The organism is Actinomycetota bacterium (assembly GCA_030019255.1).
GTDB lineage: Bacteria > Actinomycetota > Geothermincolia > Geothermincolales > RBG-13-55-18 > Solincola_A.
In genome coordinates this window covers 251,821-269,009 of record JASEFK010000001.1, presented here as the reverse complement: position 1 = coordinate 269,009, position 17,189 = coordinate 251,821, and the positions used below count along the sequence as shown (strand labels likewise).

Sequence of the window (17,189 nt, the reverse complement as noted above, 5' to 3'; positions counted from 1 at the left end):
TGGGAAGGATAAGCCTTTTCTTACCGGATGCGGTAGCCTACGGCGGGGGGCGCGCTTGTCCGTGGTTCCCCGCCGCGAAGTTCCCCTCCACGGACGTGGGAAGGATAAGCCTTTTCTTACCGGATGCGGTAGCCTACGGCGGGGGGCGCGCTTATAATATTTAGGGTTAAGAACGGGACCGAGCGTAAAGGACAGGGATAGGCATGGAAAAGTACGCGACGGAAAAGATCCGCAACGTGGGCCTCTTCGGCCACAACGACTCCGGGAAGACCTCGCTCGCCGAGGCCGTCCTCTTCAACGCCGGGGTGATCAAGCGCCTGGGCAAGGTGGACGAGGGCAACACGGTGAGCGATTTCGACCCCGACGAACAGAAGCGCGGGATATCGGTCAAGGCCACCCCCCTGACCTTCGAATGGAAGGGGTACAAGATAAACCTCATGGACACCCCGGGCTTCGCCGATTTCATCGGCGAGGTGGTCTCCACCCTCCGGGTTATAGACGGAGCCGTCTTCGTCATCTCCGCCGTCGCCGGTGTGGAGGTCCAGACGGAGATAATCTGGAAGATGGCCGACGAGTACGGGTACCCGCGCATCGTTTTCGTGAACAAGATGGACCGGGAGAATGCCAGTTTCCAGCGCTGCCTGGACCAGCTGACCGAGCTCTACGGTTCCCGCGTGGTCCCCTTCCAGCTGCCCATCGGTGAGGAACACCAGTTCCGCGGGGTGGTGGACCTCATCGCCAACAAGGCCTATGTTTACGGCGAGGGAGGGAAAGCGGAGGAAACGGAGATACCTCCGGAGATGGCCGAACATGTGCAGTCGGCCCGGGAGAAGGTCATCGAGGGGGCGGCGGAAGCCAGCGACGCCCTGATGGAGAAATACCTGGAGGGCGAGGAGCTCGATGAGAAGGAAGTCCTTGATGCCCTTCTCTCCGGGGTCTTGGAGGGAACCCTGGTGCCGGTCCTTTGCGGGAGCGCCACGCGCAACATCGCCGTGGACCTCCTCACCGCCGCCATGGTCAACACCCTCCCCTCCCCCCTCCGCCTCCAGGAAGTGCGCGGCACCCGCAAGGGAGGGGGCGAGCTGGCCCTCCCGGCCCGCGAGGATGCCCCCCTGGCGTCGCTGGTCTTCAACACCATCTCCGATCCCTACGTGGGAAGGCTTTCCTACTTCCGGGTGTTCTCCGGCACCCTCAAATCCGACAGCACGGTATACAACTCCTCCCGGGACAGGGAGGAGAGGGTGGGGCAGGTCTTCGTGGTGCGGGGGAAGACCCAGATTCCGGTAAAGGAGCTACCCGCCGGCGACATCGGCGGCGTGGCCAAGCTCTCCGATACCTCCACGGGGGACACCCTGTGCGACAAGGACAACCCCATCCTCCTGCCCCCCATCGAGTTCCCCGAACCCATCATGTCCTTGGCCGTGGAACCCGTGAGCAAGGGCGACGAGGACAAGCTCTCCACCGCCCTCTCCCGCCTGGCCGAGGAGGATCCCACCTTCACCGTGCACCGGGACACGGAGGTCAAGCAGACCATCGTCTCCGGCATGGGGGAGATGCACCTGGACATCATGATGGAGCGCATGTCCCGCAAGTTCGGGGTCAACGTGAAAACGGATCTCCCCCGCGTGCCCTACAAGGAGACCATCCGCAAGACGGCACGGGCGGAGGGGAAGCACAAGAAGCAGACCGGAGGGCACGGGCAGTTCGGCATCGCCTGGGTGGAGATAGAACCCCTGGAGAGGGGCGGGGGTTTCGAGTTCGTGGACAAGATAGTGGGAGGCGTGATACCCAAGCAGTTCATCCCCTCGGTGGAGAAGGGCATCCGCAAGGCCATGGAGGAGGGATACCTGGCCGGCTATCCCATCGTCGACCTGCGGGCCACCGTCTACGACGGTAAGTACCACCCGGTGGACTCCTCGGACATCTCCTTCCAGATCGCGGGTTCCCTGGCCCTGAAGAACGCCGTGGCCGAGGCCGACCCCTACCTGCTGGAGCCCATCATGAACGTGGAGATATTGGTCCCCGAGGCCTTCATGGGGGACGTCATGGGCGACCTGAACGCCAAGCGCGGCCGCATCCTGGGCATGGAGGCGGTGGGCGGCCTGCAGCGCATCCGGGCCCAGGTTCCCCTGGCGGAGATGCTCCGTTATTCCATCGACCTGCGCTCCATAACCGGGGGTCGCGGGACCTTCCGCATGGAGCTATCCCATTACGAGGAGGTCCCCTCCCACCTGGCGGCCAAGATCATCGAGGCTGCCAAGCAGGAGCGGGAGAAAAAAGAATAACCTGAGGAACGAAACGTTCCCCTCACCCGTCCTCACTACCCGAAAACGACCGGGAGATTAAGGAATGACCTCCGGGGCCAAGACACGGCAGTTGACCCTCCCGATGCAGGGAGAGGACCGGGCTTTACCGGAGCATACAACCGGGTCGCTTGCGAGGATTCGGCGCGAAGGATCCTATTCTTCGCGCTTCAAAAGGCGTTCAAGGGCTTCCTTCAACCTGGAATAATTTTCCTCCAAGGATTCGGGCATCACCTTGGTCCCTGCAACCACGGGCATGAAGTTGGTATCCCCCTGCCACCTGGGGACCACGTGCATGTGCAGGTGCTCGTCGTAACCGGCCCCGGAGACCTTCCCCAGGTTCATGCCCAGGTTGAACCCCTGGGGTCGCATGGCCTCCTTTATGGTCTCCACGGCCAGGACGGTGAGGCGCATCAGCTCCTCCAGCTCCTCACGGTCCAGGTCCTCCAATTCCCCCACGTGGCGGTAGGGGCTCACCATCAGGTGGCCGGTGTTGTAGGGAAAGAGGTTCATGATGATGAAGCACCTCTCACCCCGCTGAAGGATAAGGGAAGAGCGGTCATCGCCCTCCGCCGGCTTGGTGCAGAAGATGCACTCCCCTTCCCCGTTCTCCTGCGCCATGCGGATGTACTGCATGCGCCAGGGCCTCCACAGGCGCTCCATCAGCTCCCCCATTCCGCCACGGTGACGCGTTCTTCCACCATTTTTCTCAGCCTGTCCGCGAACTCCCGGAGGGGGACCCCGCGCACGTCCCGGCCCGCCCGGTCCCGGACAGATACCGTCTCCCCTTCCACCTCGCGGTCCCCGACCACCAGCGTAAAGGGTATCTTCTGGAGCTGGGCCTTCCTCACCTTCATGCTCACCGTCTCCCGGTCGTCGTCGACCTCCACCCGCATGCCCTCGGCCGCCAGGGCCTCCCGCACCCGGTTCGCGTAATCCAGGTGCCGGTCGGCGATGGGGACCACCACGACCTGCACCGGAGCCAGCCATGGCGGAAGCTCCCCCGCGTAGTGCTCGAGGAGAACCCCGTAGAACCTCTCGATCCCGGCCAGCACCACGCGGTGGATGACCACCGGGCGGTGGGGACGATTATCCTGCCCTGTGTAGTGGAGGTCGAACCGCTCCGGGAGGTTGAAATCCGCCTGCACCGTAGGCCCCTGCCACGACCTCCCGATGGCATCCTTGAGCTTAACGTCGATCTTGGGGCCGTAAAAAACCCCCTCCCCCGGGTCCACCTGGAAGGGGATGCCCATCTCCTGCAAGGAGTCGCGCAAGGCGGAGGTGGCCTTCTCCCAGAGCTCGTCGCTCCCCACCGACTTCTCCGGGCGGGTGCTCAGGAAGACTTCGAACTCGCGGAAGCCGAAGGTGCGCAGGGAATGGAAGGCGAACTCCAGACATTCCTCCACCTGTTCCCGCAGCTGGTCCTCGCGGCAGAAGATATGGGCGTCATCCTGGGTGAAACCCCTCACCCGCATGAGGCCGTGCAGCACCCCGGACCTCTCGTGGCGGTACACCGTCCCCAGCTCGAAGAATTTCAGGGGCAGTTCCCGGTAGGAACGGGGCCGGGTCTTGTATATCAGCACGTGGCCAGGGCAGTTCATGGGCTTGACCACGTATTCCATACCTTCCTTCTCGAAGACGTACATGTTCTCCCGGTAGTAGTCCATGTGCCCGGACTCGTGCCACAGGCGGCCGCGGAAAAGGTGGGGGGTGACGACCATCTGGTAGCCCCTTTTCCGATGCTCCTCCTTGAGGAAATCTTCGATGATGCCCCGCAAGACCGCGCCGCGGGGATGGTAGAAGACCACTCCCGGGCCCGCTTCCTCGTGGAAGCTGAAGAGGTCCAGCTCCCTTCCCAGCCTGCGGTGGTCCCTCCTCTCCGCCTCCTTCAGGAAGTCGAGGTAGGCGACCAGCTCCTCCTCCCGGTCGAAGGCCGTCCCGTAGATGCGCTGGAGCATGGGGCGCGTCTCGTCCCCCTTCCAGTAAGCCCCGGCCAGGCTCAGGAGCTTGAAGTGCCGCAGCCGACCGGTGGAGGGGAGGTGAGGACCCCGGCAGAGGTCCACGAAATCCCCCTGGCGGTAGAGGGTAACCTCCTCCTCGGGGATCTCCTTCAGCAGCTCCACCTTGTAGTCCTGGCCCAGGCCCCTGAAAAATTCCACGGCCTCGGCGCGGGACCAGACCTCCCTGCGCAGCGGAAGGTCCCGCTCGACGATCTCCGCCATGCGCCGCTCGATGCGCGGCAGGTCCTCCGGGCCGATGGTCTCCGGGAGGTCGAAATCGTAATAGAAGCCGTCCTTTATGGCCGGGCCCACGGCCAGCCTGGTCCCCGGAAAGAGCTCCATCACCGCGTGGGCCATGACGTGTGAGGCGGTATGGCGGTATATTTCCCTACCTTCCTCGTCATCCCAGGTGATGAGCTCCAGGGAGCCCTCCTCCAGCGGAGAGGTGAGGTCCACGGCCCTCCCATTCAGGCGGGCGGCGACCGCGCGGTCCTCCTCCACCCCAGCCGTCCGGGCCAGGAAATCCAGGATAGTGGTTCCTTCCTCCACGCGGTATTCCGTTTCCCCGAACCTTACCTTCACTCCGTGCCTCCAGAACGCTCCACCAGTTCCGCCTCGATGTCCAAGCCCAAGTCCTCGAGGTCTTTCACCACCTGTTCGTCCAGCAGGCGTACCCTGAGAATGAGCTCCTTTCCCTTCCTCTCCATCTCCTCCCCCAGGAGGGCCAGGACCTTCAGGGCATGGGCTATGGCCTGTCGTCCCCGTGCCTGGAGGCGGGCCCTGTATCCGCCGCCCAGGACATCCTCCACCCGGCGCATGACCTCCACTCCGTCAATGTCCCCTTCCACCGGGATGGGACGGGAATGCAGACCCTCATTCTCCAGGCGTTCCCTCCGCTCCTTGTCCTCCATGTATCCACGGACCTGCTCCTCCGGTACCAGCAGGGACTCGATGTCCTCGAAGACGAAGCCGCAGCGTAGACAGAAGGGGGATTCCACGGGGCTTAGCTCGCCGCAGTTGGGACAGCGCAGCCGCGCACCGCGGTTGTCCTCCCCCAAGCGGCGCGCCCTTTCCTCCGCCTCCGCTGACCTCTCCCGCACCCCGAAGCGCGTGTAGCAGAGATAACAGTATTGGGCGTCGTCAGGATTCTCAGCCTGACATTGCGGACATCTCATCTCCCTCTCCATTCCCTTCAACCGGCCGGACGTGTGGTCCGAACCCGGGACGAAGACCCTTCACCGCTCGCGAGGTCCTGAACGTCCTACGTTCACGCCATCCGCGCGCTTTAAAAAGTCGCGCGGCAGGCGATACCTTTCGCCACCGCGCCGTCGGTTCCCCGTCTATCCCTTAACCCCCCACTTCACATCGGGAGGTTCCATCCTGGTGGGCGCGGAGGGGATTGAACCCACGACCTCTTCCGCGTCAAGGAAGCGCTCTCCCACTGAGCTACGCGCCCGCAATTTTATTATTTTCGGGTATTTGTTTCCTTTTGGCAACCGCTTCAAGAGATCACCCCCTTCTTCCTGAGTTTCTTTTCTGTTTAGCCGGGATGATATGGTGATCTCTCTACCTTTTTCAACCCTAAAAGCGCTTATTGAAACGTACAGCATCAGATACCTTTCATGCCCCGCCCTCGGCGCTCCTACGGGAACCGCCTTCCCACCTTGGAGGCTCGTCGCGACACGCAAACCCGCCGCACGAACGGCAAGCGATGGAGCGTCATACACGTGCCCCGCCGTTTCCCGGTCAAATCCATTTCCCGGGCCCTTGACACCGTCTACTTAAATGCTATCGGGCGGGATGCTCCCGGCCTTGAAACGGCGCCGCGTATCCCGATCCGGGCTTCCCCGCGGGAGGGCCTCGCCGCAAGGCGTGCATGTGCGCCGGAATCAATTTCCCCCGCCCGGTTGCCGATGAATAACCGGGTACGGTCGCCGGTTTCCCTGCCTCGGGCGGTTGAGGTGGCCGAAGTGGGCTCGGATCCCATCCCCCACCCGGGTGACGACGAATAATCGACCACGGTCGCCGGCTGTCCCGCCGCATCGCACAAGGAGGTGATCGGGTTGCAGCGGGTGGACATCTATTCGCTGGTGTACGCGAACCGCCGGCGACTGTTCGCGCTCTTCGGCGCCTTTTCCCTCCTGGTCATGGGACTCTCCGCGGCCGGGGTCTACCTCTTGCGGCGTTATCTGTCCTCCGAAACGGATTACTGGTTGACCCTCCTGCTCTTCTGGCTGCTCTACCTCCTATACGTCGTCATCCGCTTCGCCCTGGGGGGAAAATGGATATTCCACCAGGTGGCGGCGCTCCCTCCCGGACAAGCGGACCGGAGGCTGGAGCACGCCCTCCACGCGGCCCTGCTGGGAGCGGGGACGGGCGATTGCATACGCCTGCTGGAGATCCCCCACCCGGACATCAACTCCTTCTCCTTCGCCCTTCCCGACGGCTCCCATGCCGTCTTCGTCACCCGGGGGGTCGCGGATAAGCTTCCGGAACGGGAAAGGGAAGCGGTCATGGCCCACGAGTTGGCCCACATCGCCTCCGGAGACACCGCCATGCAGAGCGTCCTCCTCCGCCTGGCGGGACCGGGCAATTCCCTCACCCGCACGAACCGGTTGCTCACACCGACGCGGCAGCGCGAGCTTCCCGCCCTTACCCTGTTCACCCTGCTGGTCCTCGCCCTGCTGGCCGCCCTGGTCCGCAACCGGGCTCCCCTGCCCGCCCCCCTTTACGCCCTCTCCCTCCTCCTGCTCTTCGCGGCCCTGGTCTCCCTTCTACCCTTCATGCTTCTCAAGCTCATGCGCCTCTTCCTCGACCGGGAGAGGGAACATTACGCCGACCTCCAGGCCGCTTACACCCTCCGCGACCCGGAGGCCGTCTACCTGGCGGTGAAACACGCTGCCGAGGACGTCCGGGACCTCCTCCTGCTCCCCCGGAACCTGGACGCCGTGCTCTTCCACCCGGTGGTGGATTACACTTCCTACCGGCCCTTTCGAACCCAGCCCACCATGACCGAGCGTATGCGCCGCCTGGAGGAATGCTTCCCCGGGCTCTCCCCCGCGGGGAACCGACGGCGCACGGAAACCTGAACCCCACCGGCAACCGCCTTCGATCTCCTCGCCTCGTCCTGTGCGTTCTATGTCGCGGCCCAGGTAAAGAAAGGGGGCCGTCGAGGCCCCAGCTCTTCTGGAGGCGGCGACCGGATTCGAACCGGTGATCAAGGTTTTGCAGACCTTTGCCTTACCACTTGGCCACGCCGCCCGGCAACGGTTCACCGAAATTAAGGGTAGGCTTCAATGCCTACCCTTCCTTCCTGGAGCGGAAGACGGGACTCGAACCCGCGACCCTCACCTTGGCAAGGTGATGCTCTACCAACTGAGCCACTTCCGCCCGATCCACCGAAGCATATTTTAGCATCCAAAACGCCCTTTCTCAAGATGGGAGTGTCGCGCACCTCATCCCGGGCCGGCCCTTCCCCGGCCCATTCTCAGCGTCCGGCCTCCTTCTGCAGCACCTTGCTCACGATTATCAAGCGGCTGGCACGGTCCTTCAGCGCCCTCTTGAACTCGATGACCATCTTCTCGAAATCCGGCTCCGGCTTGTAGGCGTAGATGGTCTCCGATCCTCCCTGTCCCCGGTATTCCCTGGCTAGCACGCCCTTGTCCGCCAGCCTCTCCAGGTAGGGCTCGATGTCCGAACCCAGGCGCCCGATGCTCATGGCAATACTGGACGGGGAACCGACAGTGTATGGGTTTTCGTGGAAGAAGAGTATCAGATCCCAGCTGATGAAGGAATCTATGTATTCATCTACGAAAGCGCCGACCTGCGGATCCAGGTTCTCGAAATCGAGCATGACCTTTAATGACCTCTCAGCCCGTATCGGATACCCTCATCACTTGAAGAACTCTTCCGCCCTGCGAACCCGCCGGCTCACGTAAGGATTGCCGGTCAGGATGCCCTCCCTCCCCTCGAAGGCGGCCTCCACCTTCACCCCCGAGGAGGTTATGCTCATGCGCCTGATCCTCTTGTCATGATCCGAGGCCCGGTGCTTTAGCACGAATATGGCCCTGTCCACGCTGGAACTGATCTCCACGTAGCGGAGTTGGATTATGGTGTCCACGATGTAGGACAGCCCGGCCTCGGCCACGCTCATATTGCCCGTGATGTAGGCGTCCTCCTGGGTGACCACGGCGGTGATGTCGTAGCGGAGCAGGCCGTTCAGGAAGGTGTACATGATTTCCCGGAGCTCCACCGGGTCCTGGGTGATGCGCTCCAGTTGGGTCATGGAGTCCACGAAGACCCTCTTCACAGAGATCTCCTCTATGGTCCGGTCGAAGATCCCCCCTGGCTGCTGGATCTCGCGCAGGAAGACGGCCGGCGTGGTGAATATGGTGCGCAGCTGGTCACGCCGCTCGAATTCCCGGAGGTCGAAGCCTATGGACAGGGCATCACGGTATAGCTGTCGGGGGAACTCCTCGAAGGTTATGATCAGCCCCGGCTCGCCGTAATCCCTTATCCCCTTGGCGATATATTCCACGCCGATGCAACTCTTGCCGGTTCCGGGGGCACCCTTTACCACGGCCACGGAGTTGGAGAGCAGGCCGCCCCCCAGCATCTCATCCAGCCCGGAGATTCCCGTGGGGACCCGTTCCGAGTTCTCGTTCCTTCCCGCGCCCTCGCTCATATCCATGATTATCACCCGTCCCCGCCTTGCCGTTCAACCCCCGCACCCGGAGCGGCGCCCTCACCCCGCCTTCCGATCCGCAACTTCTCTTCCACATTTTCGGGGCTATACCCTCGTCGTCACCTCTCGACAGGCTGACCAAAAATCGAAAACTTGCATGGTTAAACCTGGTGTTTTTCCAATTCAGTACTGGTAAACTTTTCCATTTTAATACCGGTAAACATACGATTTAACTGCACCATTCTTTTGTTTCTCGGTCACCTGGCCGAATTTCCTTACCTTAAAACTGTTCATGTTAGGCTCACCTCGAAGTTCTGCGTCTCCTTCCGGGGTGGGAGGATCGGCCTTCCTTCCGGGGCCCTCGCGGCCCCGACGCACTCCTGTCTCCTCATCAGTGGACGCCTTCCTGATCCCCCGATCCCGTACTTTTCCCGCCTTTCCCACCCCGCATGCCTCCTGCATCCCCGTACCTCGAGCAGGCGTGATCGCCGTCCCTTTTCCTCAGCGAAAGGGGTGTCGGGGCGGCAGGAGCCGCCCCGACCGGTTGAAGGACGAGATGCGATGAGGTCGCTCAATGAAGAAAACAGTGGTGGCAGAAGGAATCGTCGATATCCTTCTTCATCCTTTTGCAGTAGGCCCGGAAACCCCGCAGCTCGAGGGTATCCGCATCGCGAAGCTCCCGCAGCACGTGCAGGTCATCGCACCAGTAGAAATCGTCCAGCTGCAGCTTGGGCGCTTCTCTCATGCCCACCACCTCGTTACTCATGTTGAACAAAATTATATATATTTAACAATTTCAACATTAATATAACATAAAAACAAATCCTGTCAACCCCTCCTTCGACCCGTCCGGCAAGGGGTGGGGCCGGCTCCTTGTACCCTTCACCCGCTTCACCTATAATCGGGCAGAGCCCGGAAAGGAGGTTTTCATGGCTAAGGACCTGGACAAGATCTTCAAGCCCCGCTCCATCGCCATGGTGGGGGCGTCCAACGTCCCCTCCAAGTGGGGCTCCTTTTTGCTGGTGAACCTTATGGCCGGGGGGTTTCCCCGGGAGAGGATATTCCCCGTTAACCCGCGGGAAAAGAGCATCCACGGCCTTCCCGCCTATCCCTCCGTCGCCGACCTGCCCGAGGCTCCCGACCTGGCCATCATCACCACTCCAGCCAACACCGTGCCCGGCTTGCTCGAGGCATGTGCCCAGCGCGGCATCACCCACGTGGTGGTCATCTCCTCCAGCTTCTCCGAGGTGGGGGAGGAAGGAGCCCGCCTGGAAAGGGAGCTGATCCGGGTGGCGCGCAGCCAGAACCTCACCGTGGTGGGACCCAACACCATGGGGGTGGTCAACGCCGCCCACAACCTCTACGCCGTCGGAGCCCCGGTGCACCTCAGGCCGGGGAGGATCTCCTTCGTCTCCCAGAGCGGAAACGTGGGCGCCAATCTCCTGGGGTGGACCATGAACCAGGGAATAGGTTTCGGGAAGTTCGTGGGCAGCGGCAACGAGGCCCTGCTTCACGCCTCCGACTACATAGATTACTTCGGAGAGGACCCCGATACCTCGCTCATCCTGGCCTACCTGGAGGGGGTGGACGACGGACGGAAGCTCGTGGAGGTCGTCTCCCGTACCAGCCTGAGCAAGCCGGTCATCGTCATCAAGTCCGGCCGCACCGAGGAGGGCAGCCGCGCGGCCATGTCCCATACCGGTTCCCTGGCCGGTTCCGACGAGGTCTACGACGCGGCCTTCCGCCAGTGCGGGGCCATCAGGGCGGACACCTCGCAGGAGATGCTGGACCTGGCTAAATCCTTCGAGAGGCTTCCCCTCCCCGCCGGGGACCGCCTGGGCATCATCACCCTGGGGGGAGGCTGGGGGGTACTGGCCACCGACGCCACGGCCATGGCCGGGCTTCGCCTGGCGGAGCTGGACCGGGAGGTCATGGAGGTGTGCGACCGCCTGCTTCCGCCCTTCTGGAGCCACGGCAACCCCGTGGACCTTGTGGGCAACATCTACATTGAGACCCACCTGGCCATCCTGGAGGCCATGGCCGCCTCCCCGCAAGTGGACGCCGTGGTGGTGCTGGGCTCCCTGGGAACGGGGACCATCATCGGCCTGAACGTGCTGGTCTCGCAGAACCTGATCATGGAGATGAGCGAGGACGCCCTAAAGAGTTTCTTCATCGAGCTCAAGGAGCGCAACCTCAACCTTCTCGCCCGGGCCAAGGAGCTCATGCGCACCTACGGGAAGCCCATCGTCTTCGTGGAGATGCAGTTCATCGGGGAGGAAAACCTGCGCGACCTGGAAGCCGGGGAGACGGTGATCTTCACCGCCCCGGAGAAGGCGGCGGGCATCCTTTCCAAGATGCTCCGTTACCGGCGCTACCTCCAGCGTATGGGTGCCGACCGCACCTGGTCCAACGCGGGATGAAACCTCGCTAACCGTTAAGCCAGGCTTCCTGCGCCCGGCATTCCTGCCGACCCCGGGCCATTGCCTATCCGCCCCTCAGCGTTCCCGTGCCCCTTTGCCCCGCGGCTTCCGGCCTGCCCATCTCGTATGCATGCCGCCGGAAGCGTCGTCCCGCTATTCCGGAAGACAAAGAAATAAGCCCCCGGAGGGGCTTTGTCACCGGAAAGCGGCAGTTGCTTATCAGATGCTCTCCACGAAGCGCGGCTTCAGCCGGACCGGGTTCCATATGGTATAGATACCCTCGTCCGGGCAGTTGGGGAGGGGCTGATTCTCATCCTTGTGCTCGTACTCGTACCCGCACTTGTCGCAGTAATACTTTCCGGCCGGAGCCTTCTCTCCCGTCGTCAGGACCTCGTCATGCTCCGTCATCTGGTTCACCTCCGTACCTCAACCTTGCGGGAAAGGCCCGGTCCCGTCCAGGTCGGACCCCCTCCATTTTGTTCCCTTACCCCCACCAAGTCAACCCCGTGTCCTGGTTCACTACATCGTGGACAGTAACTCACTATCCTTGCTCTCCTCCATCCACTGACTCAGGAACTCCATGGGAGTGAGGTAACCCAGGCCCTGGTGGGGCCTTTCGTAATTGTACGTGTAATTCCACTCATCCAGTATCTCGTTTAACTCCTTCACGGTGTAGCCCTCCCGGAAGGCCCAGAGCTCGTACCCCTCGGTCTGGATCTTCCTCTCCACGAAGGCATTGTCCTTGGGGCAGTAGGGATGGCTGAAATAATGGGTGATGAGCCCCTCCTCCGTGGCCGAATCGAAATGCTTCAAAAACTCCGAGCCGTTATCCGTCTGCAGGGCGAGGACGGAAAACGGCATATAAGCCTTCACCTCTTCTAAGAAGGCCCGGGCGCAGGCGGAGCTCGCGGAGGAATATACCCGCGAGAAGGCCACCCGAGAGAAGCAGTCCACCGCCGTGAACGGGTAGTACTTCCTCCCCCCGAAGTAGAGGTGCTTCACGTCCACCTGGATCAGGCATCCCGGAAAGGCCTTCTTCATCCAGCGCTCGCAGCGCAGGCGCCTCTTCCTTTTGGCGGCCTTGCTCTTCCTCCTTTGCACCCGCTGGTCGTAGAGTCCCTTTCTTCTCATGATCCTTCCCACGCTGGAGGCGGAGATCTTTATGCCGTAGTCCCTTTTAAGGATCACCGCCAGCTTGTGCTTGGACCAGGCGGGATGCTCCCTGCGCAGGTCGCAGATGAGCTCCACCGTCTGCCAGGGTATTCTGGATACCCTCCTCCTTTTGGGGGCCCGGGGAGGTCCTCCAGGCCCCGGGGGCCTAGGCGGTGATATCTTCCCACCCACTTGTAGAGGGTGTTCCTCGAGATCCCGAACCTCCGGCAGGTGAGGCTCACGTTCTTGTGCTTCTTGTAGTGGGCAAGCCAAGATAGCCTCACCCTGGCCTCCTTGGAGAGGTCGAGCCACTTTCCCAACCGTTCCAGTTTCCTCTGGTGGGGAAGGCGGGTATGATAGATGCTGGTGGTGGTTCCTACACTTCCTTTCATGGACACCTCCTTGCTTCGCTTCTTTTACTACAAAGCAAGTATAGGGGGTGTCCACCATGTTTATGAACCTAGGCATGTCCCCCAGAAGTGGCCTTTCAAGTCGGCGGATGGAGGCGAAGAGGGCGGGAAACGCTTCACGACTCCCGCTCACCCATGACCCTGTTCACCGTCTCCAGGAGCTCACCGATGGTGAAGGGTTTGACCAGGCAAGCCTCCACCTTTACCTCTCCCTCCCTCTCTATCTCCTCCACCGCCCTCTTCATGGCCGAGATGATGATCACCGGCACCCCGGCCATTCCCTCGCGGCTCTTTATCTCCTTGTAAACCTCCAGGCCGTCCACGTGAGGCATCATCAGGTCCAGGAGAATGAGTTCAGGCTTCAATTCCTCCAGCCTGCTTACTATTTCCCTGCTCTCGGTAAACCCGGTGACCTGGTACCCGTGCTTGCGGAGGATGATGGACACCAGGTCTATCATGTCTGGGTCGTCCTCGATGTAGGCAACCGTTTTCATCCTTGTATGCTCCTTTTTTGCCTCCCACGGCCTCACTTTAAGTATCGTTTTTCCGCGCTGCCGCCTTGAGTCCATACGGAAAAAAATTACAGCCGCACCGCTTCGCCCAGCCCTCGAGCTGTTTAAAGTCCCCGCATGAACTCCGGCCTCAACATCTCCGGCCGTCGGAAGGCCCGGTCTATAATCTCCAGGAGCTTATCCTTGTCCCTGGAAAGAATACCCTTTAATGGTAAATAATTGGAGGCATGGTTGGTGCGGAAGACGCAGTTCTCGAGCCGGCAGGCGGAGATGAATTCCCGCAGCTCCTCCAGGAGGCCCGCCTGGTCCGGCATCTCGAACTCCCCCCTCCTCCATTCCTCGTAGAGGGGAGTTCCCGGCACCACCATCAGGGTGAGCGCGCTGAGGTAATGGGGATTCATCCTGGATACCGCCTCCGCGCTCAGGCGGGCGTGGCGCAGGGAACCCTCCTTTCCGCCCAGTCCGAGCAGCACTATGACCGAGGTCAGAAGCCCGTATTCCTTGGCCTTGAGCACCGCCTCCACCATCTCCTCGCAGGTGTCCAGCTTGCGCACCCTGCGGAGCACGAGGTCGTCCCCACTCTCCAGGCCCAGATAGACGATGCCCAGTCCCAGTTCCACCAGCCTGCGCAGCTCGTCCCGGGACTTGCGATTGATATCCCTGCCGTTGGCGTATATCCCCACCCTCTCCAGGCGGGGAAAGGCCTTCCGCAGGAGGCTGAGTATCTCCTCCAACCTGTGCGACGGCAGGCACAGGGCGTTCCCGTCGGCCAGGAAGACGCGGCGGGTGTAGGGGATGAGGCGCGACGCCGCGGCAATGTCCTCCTCGATCTCCTCGATGGGCCGGGGGCGGAAGCGCATCCCCTTGTAGGTGGGACAGAAGGTGCAGGCGTTGTGGGAACACCCGTAGGTGACCTGCAGGATGTAGCTGTCGGCCTCGCTGGGAGGCCTGATCACAAGGCCGCGGTATCGCATCTCTCTCCCTCAACCCCGGCGGCTTTTCGGCCGCATCATCAAAAGTATAGCACCCTCAGGCTCCTCCGTTCCCGCCCGGCACGCCGTCGTCACCTCCGGGCAGGAGGTCGTTCCTCCCCAACACCTCGGCTATGGTGCGTGGGCGGCCGCGGAAATCCGCCCAATCCGGGTCCTTGAAGAGCAGGCGTTCGAATTCGTGAGACAGCTCCTCGCTGACCTTGGGCCCGATGTAGGCGGTGAAGAAGTTGGCCGGGTCCAGGTTGACGTTGGGCTCGTCGGTGTCGTAGTAAAGGAACCCGGCCTTCTCCAGGTAGCGCAGGAGCATGCGGCGGTACTCCTCCTTGCTCAACCCCGTGGAATCCAGGTCCCAGTGCCAGGAGTACCCCGTGCAGATGACAATCTTGTCGGCGAAGAAATCATCCTTGACGGCGCACGCGAGCATCTTGTCCGCAATGCCCAGGGACCGCCAGCCGCGGCTGACCTCGATGGCCATGGCCTCCAGAAGTCCCTTCCCGGAGAGCCTTCCCCATCTCTCGGCGGGACTGGGGGGCGCTATGGCCACGAAACCCACGATGACACCCTCCTCGGTATAGGCCACGATGATGTTGCTCTCCGGATGGGAGGCCAGCCTCTCCAGGGCCTTCCTCTCGCGGGAAGGAGGATAGTGGGGAGCGGCGAAGATGCCCATCCCACCGTCAAGCTGCAGCGAGGCGATGAAATCGGGGCGGGCGTGGGCCCTTATCCACACCCTCCCGCGCGGCGTGTCCAGGTATTCGTCCCTTCGCTCCTCCGTCGAACTCATCCGCCGCCTCTCCTCTCGCCCCGCCAGCCCGACAGGACACCTTGAGCCTGGTGAACCCCCATCGCCCTACTATCGGCACGTTGTCTGGATGGAAGGATTTTCCGGGTCGCCCCGTCACTCCCGCCCTCCTCCAGCCCCGTGGCTGCCCTCCGCCCTTACGCCTCCTCGCCTCCCGTTAATCCCCAGGGATTACCCTCCTCCCGGGGGCTGATTTTGCCTTCCGTTCGGTCACCGCCCGCTTCGCATACACTATAATAGTACCCGCTGGAAGCGGTTTCTTGGTCACACGTCGCGGAATGGAGTCATGCCCCTGAACAGTGCACAGAAAACGGGGGAAAGCCTGCTTTCCCTAGTAGGAAACGCGCCCCATCACAGCATCCACGCCCTCAACCAGCTTGACCCGGAGGTCAAGGAAAAGGTATATTCCCTGCTCATCCCGGAGCGCGTCTTCGACCTCTTCCGCATAGACCGGGTCAACTTCACCAACGCGGACGGTGAGCGGGTGGTAAAATTCATCGCGCCGCGCCAGGCCGGTTTCGCCATCATAGAGGTCCGGGAACACCCGGAGGACCGTGACTGCATCTTCTTCCTGGAGATCGCGGATACCGCCTTCTTCAAGGTGGAGGTGACCTTCCTTATCGTCAACGACCCGCGCTCGCCCCGCTTCAACACGGACATCGACGACGCCGGCCGCCGCACCAAGTTCGGAACCACGCGGCGCAACATCCCCGAGGAGATCCGCGCCATGCAGGCCGGGCTGGCTCCCGGACAGGTCAGGCGAGGCTTACGGCTGCTAGGGGAGTTCCTTCCACTGGCCCTGAGCTTCGTGTCCGCCATGGGGCACGACATGCTGCTCGCCGAACCCCTCGCCTACCACGACGCCATCATCTTCGAGCATCACGGCTTCAACTACGTCCGGGGCAGGAAAAAGATGGAGGAGATCGACCGGGAATTCCGCCCCGGTGGGAAGCTCTACCGCCGGTTGGACGGAAGTACCCCCTTCCGCATGCCGGGAGCGGAGAGGACGGTCCGCGGGAGGAGCTGGGCCATCCACGACGGCATCCTGGGCGAGCCCTGGAAGGACGTGGAAATGTACCGCAACGTGAACCGGCCGGCGGGCATATGCACCTTTCCGGGATGGGTATACTGACAGTCGATGGTCTTTCTCCGTCACCTCGTACACCCCGCAAAGACATGGAGGCGCAAAGCGAAGCACAGCGGCCGGCGGGCATATCATTTCAGCGTGCACCGGTAAACGGGTATATGCACCTTACCGGAGCGGATGAATCGATACCGACAGCCCGAAAAAAATTCCCACATCCTCCAGCTTGCGCATTTTCTGTAAATATCCGGAAGCCACAGGCCCCCTCCCGCGGGGCTGGGAATACCGGCGGCATGGGTTATAATTAGGGCAACTGAACCGCTCGCCGCGACGACCCGGAGCAAGGAGGTTCTCGTGCTGGTAAAGGAACGCATGAGCATCGATCCCGTGACCCTTTCCCCCGACGATACCCTGCGGGAAGCGCGCCGCCTGATCAGGGAACTCGGTCTGCGCCGCTTCCCGGTGGTGGAGGAGGGGAAGCTGGTGGGCATAGTCACTGACCGGGACGTGCGCCAGGCGGACATGAGCTCGGCCGTGGTGCAGGAAAGGCGCTATGTGGAATACATCCTGGACCGCATACAGGTGCGGGGCATCATGACCCCGGACCCCATAACCGTGACCCCGGACACCCCCCTCGAGAAGGCGGCCCGGCTGATACTGGAGAACAAGATAGGCGGCCTCCCGGTGGTGGAGGAGGGGAAGCTGGTGGGCATCATCACCGAGACCGACCTCATAAGGACCCTGGTGGAGATGCTCGAGAGCGGGCATCCTTCCTGAGCTCCCGCATCCGCGCCGGGTTCCTTCAATTTTCCAACCAGGGGCACTGAAGG

At 62.2% G+C, this 17,189-nt stretch carries 17 protein-coding genes and 3 tRNA genes; 5 read left to right on the top strand and 15 right to left on the bottom strand.

Annotation, left to right across the window (positions count from 1 at the left end; all coding sequences use genetic code 11):
• Positions 1-203 precede the first annotated feature (203 nt).
• On the top strand, positions 204-2,285 hold the full coding sequence (gene fusA / locus QME84_01275; GenBank protein MDI6872905.1) for an elongation factor G: 2,082 nt from the start codon (positions 204-206) through the stop codon (positions 2,283-2,285).
• Positions 2,286-2,459: 174 nt separating this feature from the next.
• Here the strand turns inward: fusA and QME84_01270 are convergent, their stop codons facing one another.
• The 4 genes from QME84_01270 to QME84_01255 all read right to left on the bottom strand — a co-directional run bounded on the left by QME84_01270 (position 2,460) and on the right by QME84_01255 (position 5,759).
• Positions 2,460-2,966: an HIT domain-containing protein gene (locus tag QME84_01270; GenBank protein ID MDI6872904.1), complete on the bottom strand. Its 507-nt coding sequence runs from the start codon at positions 2,964-2,966 to the stop codon at positions 2,460-2,462.
• Positions 2,966-4,885, bottom strand: coding sequence for a threonine--tRNA ligase (gene thrS / locus QME84_01265; GenBank protein ID MDI6872903.1), 1,920 nt, complete (start codon positions 4,883-4,885; stop codon positions 2,966-2,968). The genes QME84_01270 and thrS overlap by 1 nt, the downstream gene beginning before the upstream one ends.
• Positions 4,882-5,478 carry a zinc ribbon domain-containing protein gene (locus QME84_01260; protein ID MDI6872902.1) on the bottom strand — a complete coding sequence of 199 codons (597 nt, stop codon included), beginning with the start codon at positions 5,476-5,478 and terminating at the stop codon, positions 4,882-4,884. Before QME84_01260 ends, thrS begins: the two co-directional genes overlap by 4 nt.
• A 206-nt stretch (positions 5,479-5,684) precedes the next feature.
• A tRNA-Val gene (locus QME84_01255) sits at positions 5,685-5,759 on the bottom strand.
• Between the two features lie 616 nt (positions 5,760-6,375).
• Here QME84_01255 and QME84_01250 point away from each other — a divergent pair.
• Positions 6,376-7,392, top strand: coding sequence for a M48 family metalloprotease (locus QME84_01250; GenBank protein MDI6872901.1), 1,017 nt, complete (start codon positions 6,376-6,378; stop codon positions 7,390-7,392).
• A 98-nt stretch (positions 7,393-7,490) separates the two neighbouring features.
• On the opposite strand, the gene QME84_01245 is transcribed toward QME84_01250, so the two are convergent.
• The 5 genes from QME84_01245 to QME84_01225 all read right to left on the bottom strand — a co-directional run bounded on the left by QME84_01245 (position 7,491) and on the right by QME84_01225 (position 9,732).
• A tRNA-Cys gene (locus QME84_01245) sits at positions 7,491-7,564 on the bottom strand.
• Between the two features lie 53 nt (positions 7,565-7,617).
• Positions 7,618-7,693, bottom strand: a tRNA-Gly gene (locus QME84_01240).
• A gap of 97 nt (positions 7,694-7,790) precedes the next feature.
• Positions 7,791-8,156 carry a hypothetical protein gene (locus QME84_01235; GenBank protein MDI6872900.1) on the bottom strand — a complete coding sequence of 122 codons (366 nt, stop codon included), beginning with the start codon at positions 8,154-8,156 and terminating at the stop codon, positions 7,791-7,793.
• Between the two features lie 39 nt (positions 8,157-8,195).
• Entirely contained in the window at positions 8,196-8,993 is a 798-nt protein-coding gene (locus QME84_01230) for an ATPase domain-containing protein (GenBank protein ID MDI6872899.1), read from the bottom strand.
• Positions 8,994-9,558: 565 nt separating this feature from the next.
• On the bottom strand, positions 9,559-9,732 hold the full coding sequence (locus QME84_01225) for a hypothetical protein (GenBank protein ID MDI6872898.1): 174 nt from the start codon (positions 9,730-9,732) through the stop codon (positions 9,559-9,561).
• Between the two features lie 184 nt (positions 9,733-9,916).
• Between QME84_01225 and QME84_01220 the strand changes: the two genes are divergently transcribed.
• The gene (locus QME84_01220; GenBank protein ID MDI6872897.1) at positions 9,917-11,407 is read left to right on the top strand and encodes a CoA-binding protein; all 1,491 of its coding nucleotides are present in this window, start codon (positions 9,917-9,919) and stop codon (positions 11,405-11,407) included.
• Between the two features lie 219 nt (positions 11,408-11,626).
• On the opposite strand, the gene QME84_01215 is transcribed toward QME84_01220, so the two are convergent.
• The 6 genes from QME84_01215 to QME84_01190 form a co-directional block, all read right to left on the bottom strand.
• Positions 11,627-11,815 carry a hypothetical protein gene (locus QME84_01215; GenBank protein MDI6872896.1) on the bottom strand — a complete coding sequence of 63 codons (189 nt, stop codon included), beginning with the start codon at positions 11,813-11,815 and terminating at the stop codon, positions 11,627-11,629.
• Positions 11,816-11,926: 111 nt separating this feature from the next.
• Positions 11,927-12,655 carry an integrase core domain-containing protein gene (locus tag QME84_01210; protein MDI6872895.1) on the bottom strand — a complete coding sequence of 243 codons (729 nt, stop codon included), beginning with the start codon at positions 12,653-12,655 and terminating at the stop codon, positions 11,927-11,929.
• Positions 12,592-12,951, bottom strand: a complete 360-nt coding sequence (locus QME84_01205) for a helix-turn-helix domain-containing protein (protein MDI6872894.1) — start codon at positions 12,949-12,951, stop codon at positions 12,592-12,594. The genes QME84_01210 and QME84_01205 overlap by 64 nt, the downstream gene beginning before the upstream one ends.
• A 134-nt stretch (positions 12,952-13,085) precedes the next feature.
• Entirely contained in the window at positions 13,086-13,463 is a 378-nt protein-coding gene (locus QME84_01200) for a response regulator (GenBank protein MDI6872893.1), read from the bottom strand.
• 122 nt (positions 13,464-13,585) lie between these two features.
• Positions 13,586-14,455 (bottom strand): radical SAM protein, encoded by an 870-nt coding sequence (locus tag QME84_01195; protein ID MDI6872892.1) that lies wholly within the window; start codon positions 14,453-14,455, stop codon positions 13,586-13,588.
• Positions 14,456-14,510: 55 nt separating this feature from the next.
• On the bottom strand, positions 14,511-15,257 hold the full coding sequence (locus QME84_01190; protein ID MDI6872891.1) for an N-acetyltransferase: 747 nt from the start codon (positions 15,255-15,257) through the stop codon (positions 14,511-14,513).
• A 304-nt stretch (positions 15,258-15,561) separates the two neighbouring features.
• Here QME84_01190 and QME84_01185 point away from each other — a divergent pair, with 304 nt between their 5' ends.
• Both QME84_01185 and QME84_01180 read left to right on the top strand, forming a co-directional pair.
• Positions 15,562-16,407 (top strand): hypothetical protein, encoded by an 846-nt coding sequence (locus QME84_01185; GenBank protein ID MDI6872890.1) that lies wholly within the window; start codon positions 15,562-15,564, stop codon positions 16,405-16,407.
• Between the two features lie 306 nt (positions 16,408-16,713).
• On the top strand, positions 16,714-17,136 hold the full coding sequence (locus QME84_01180) for a CBS domain-containing protein (protein MDI6872889.1): 423 nt from the start codon (positions 16,714-16,716) through the stop codon (positions 17,134-17,136).
• Positions 17,137-17,189 lie beyond the last annotated feature (53 nt).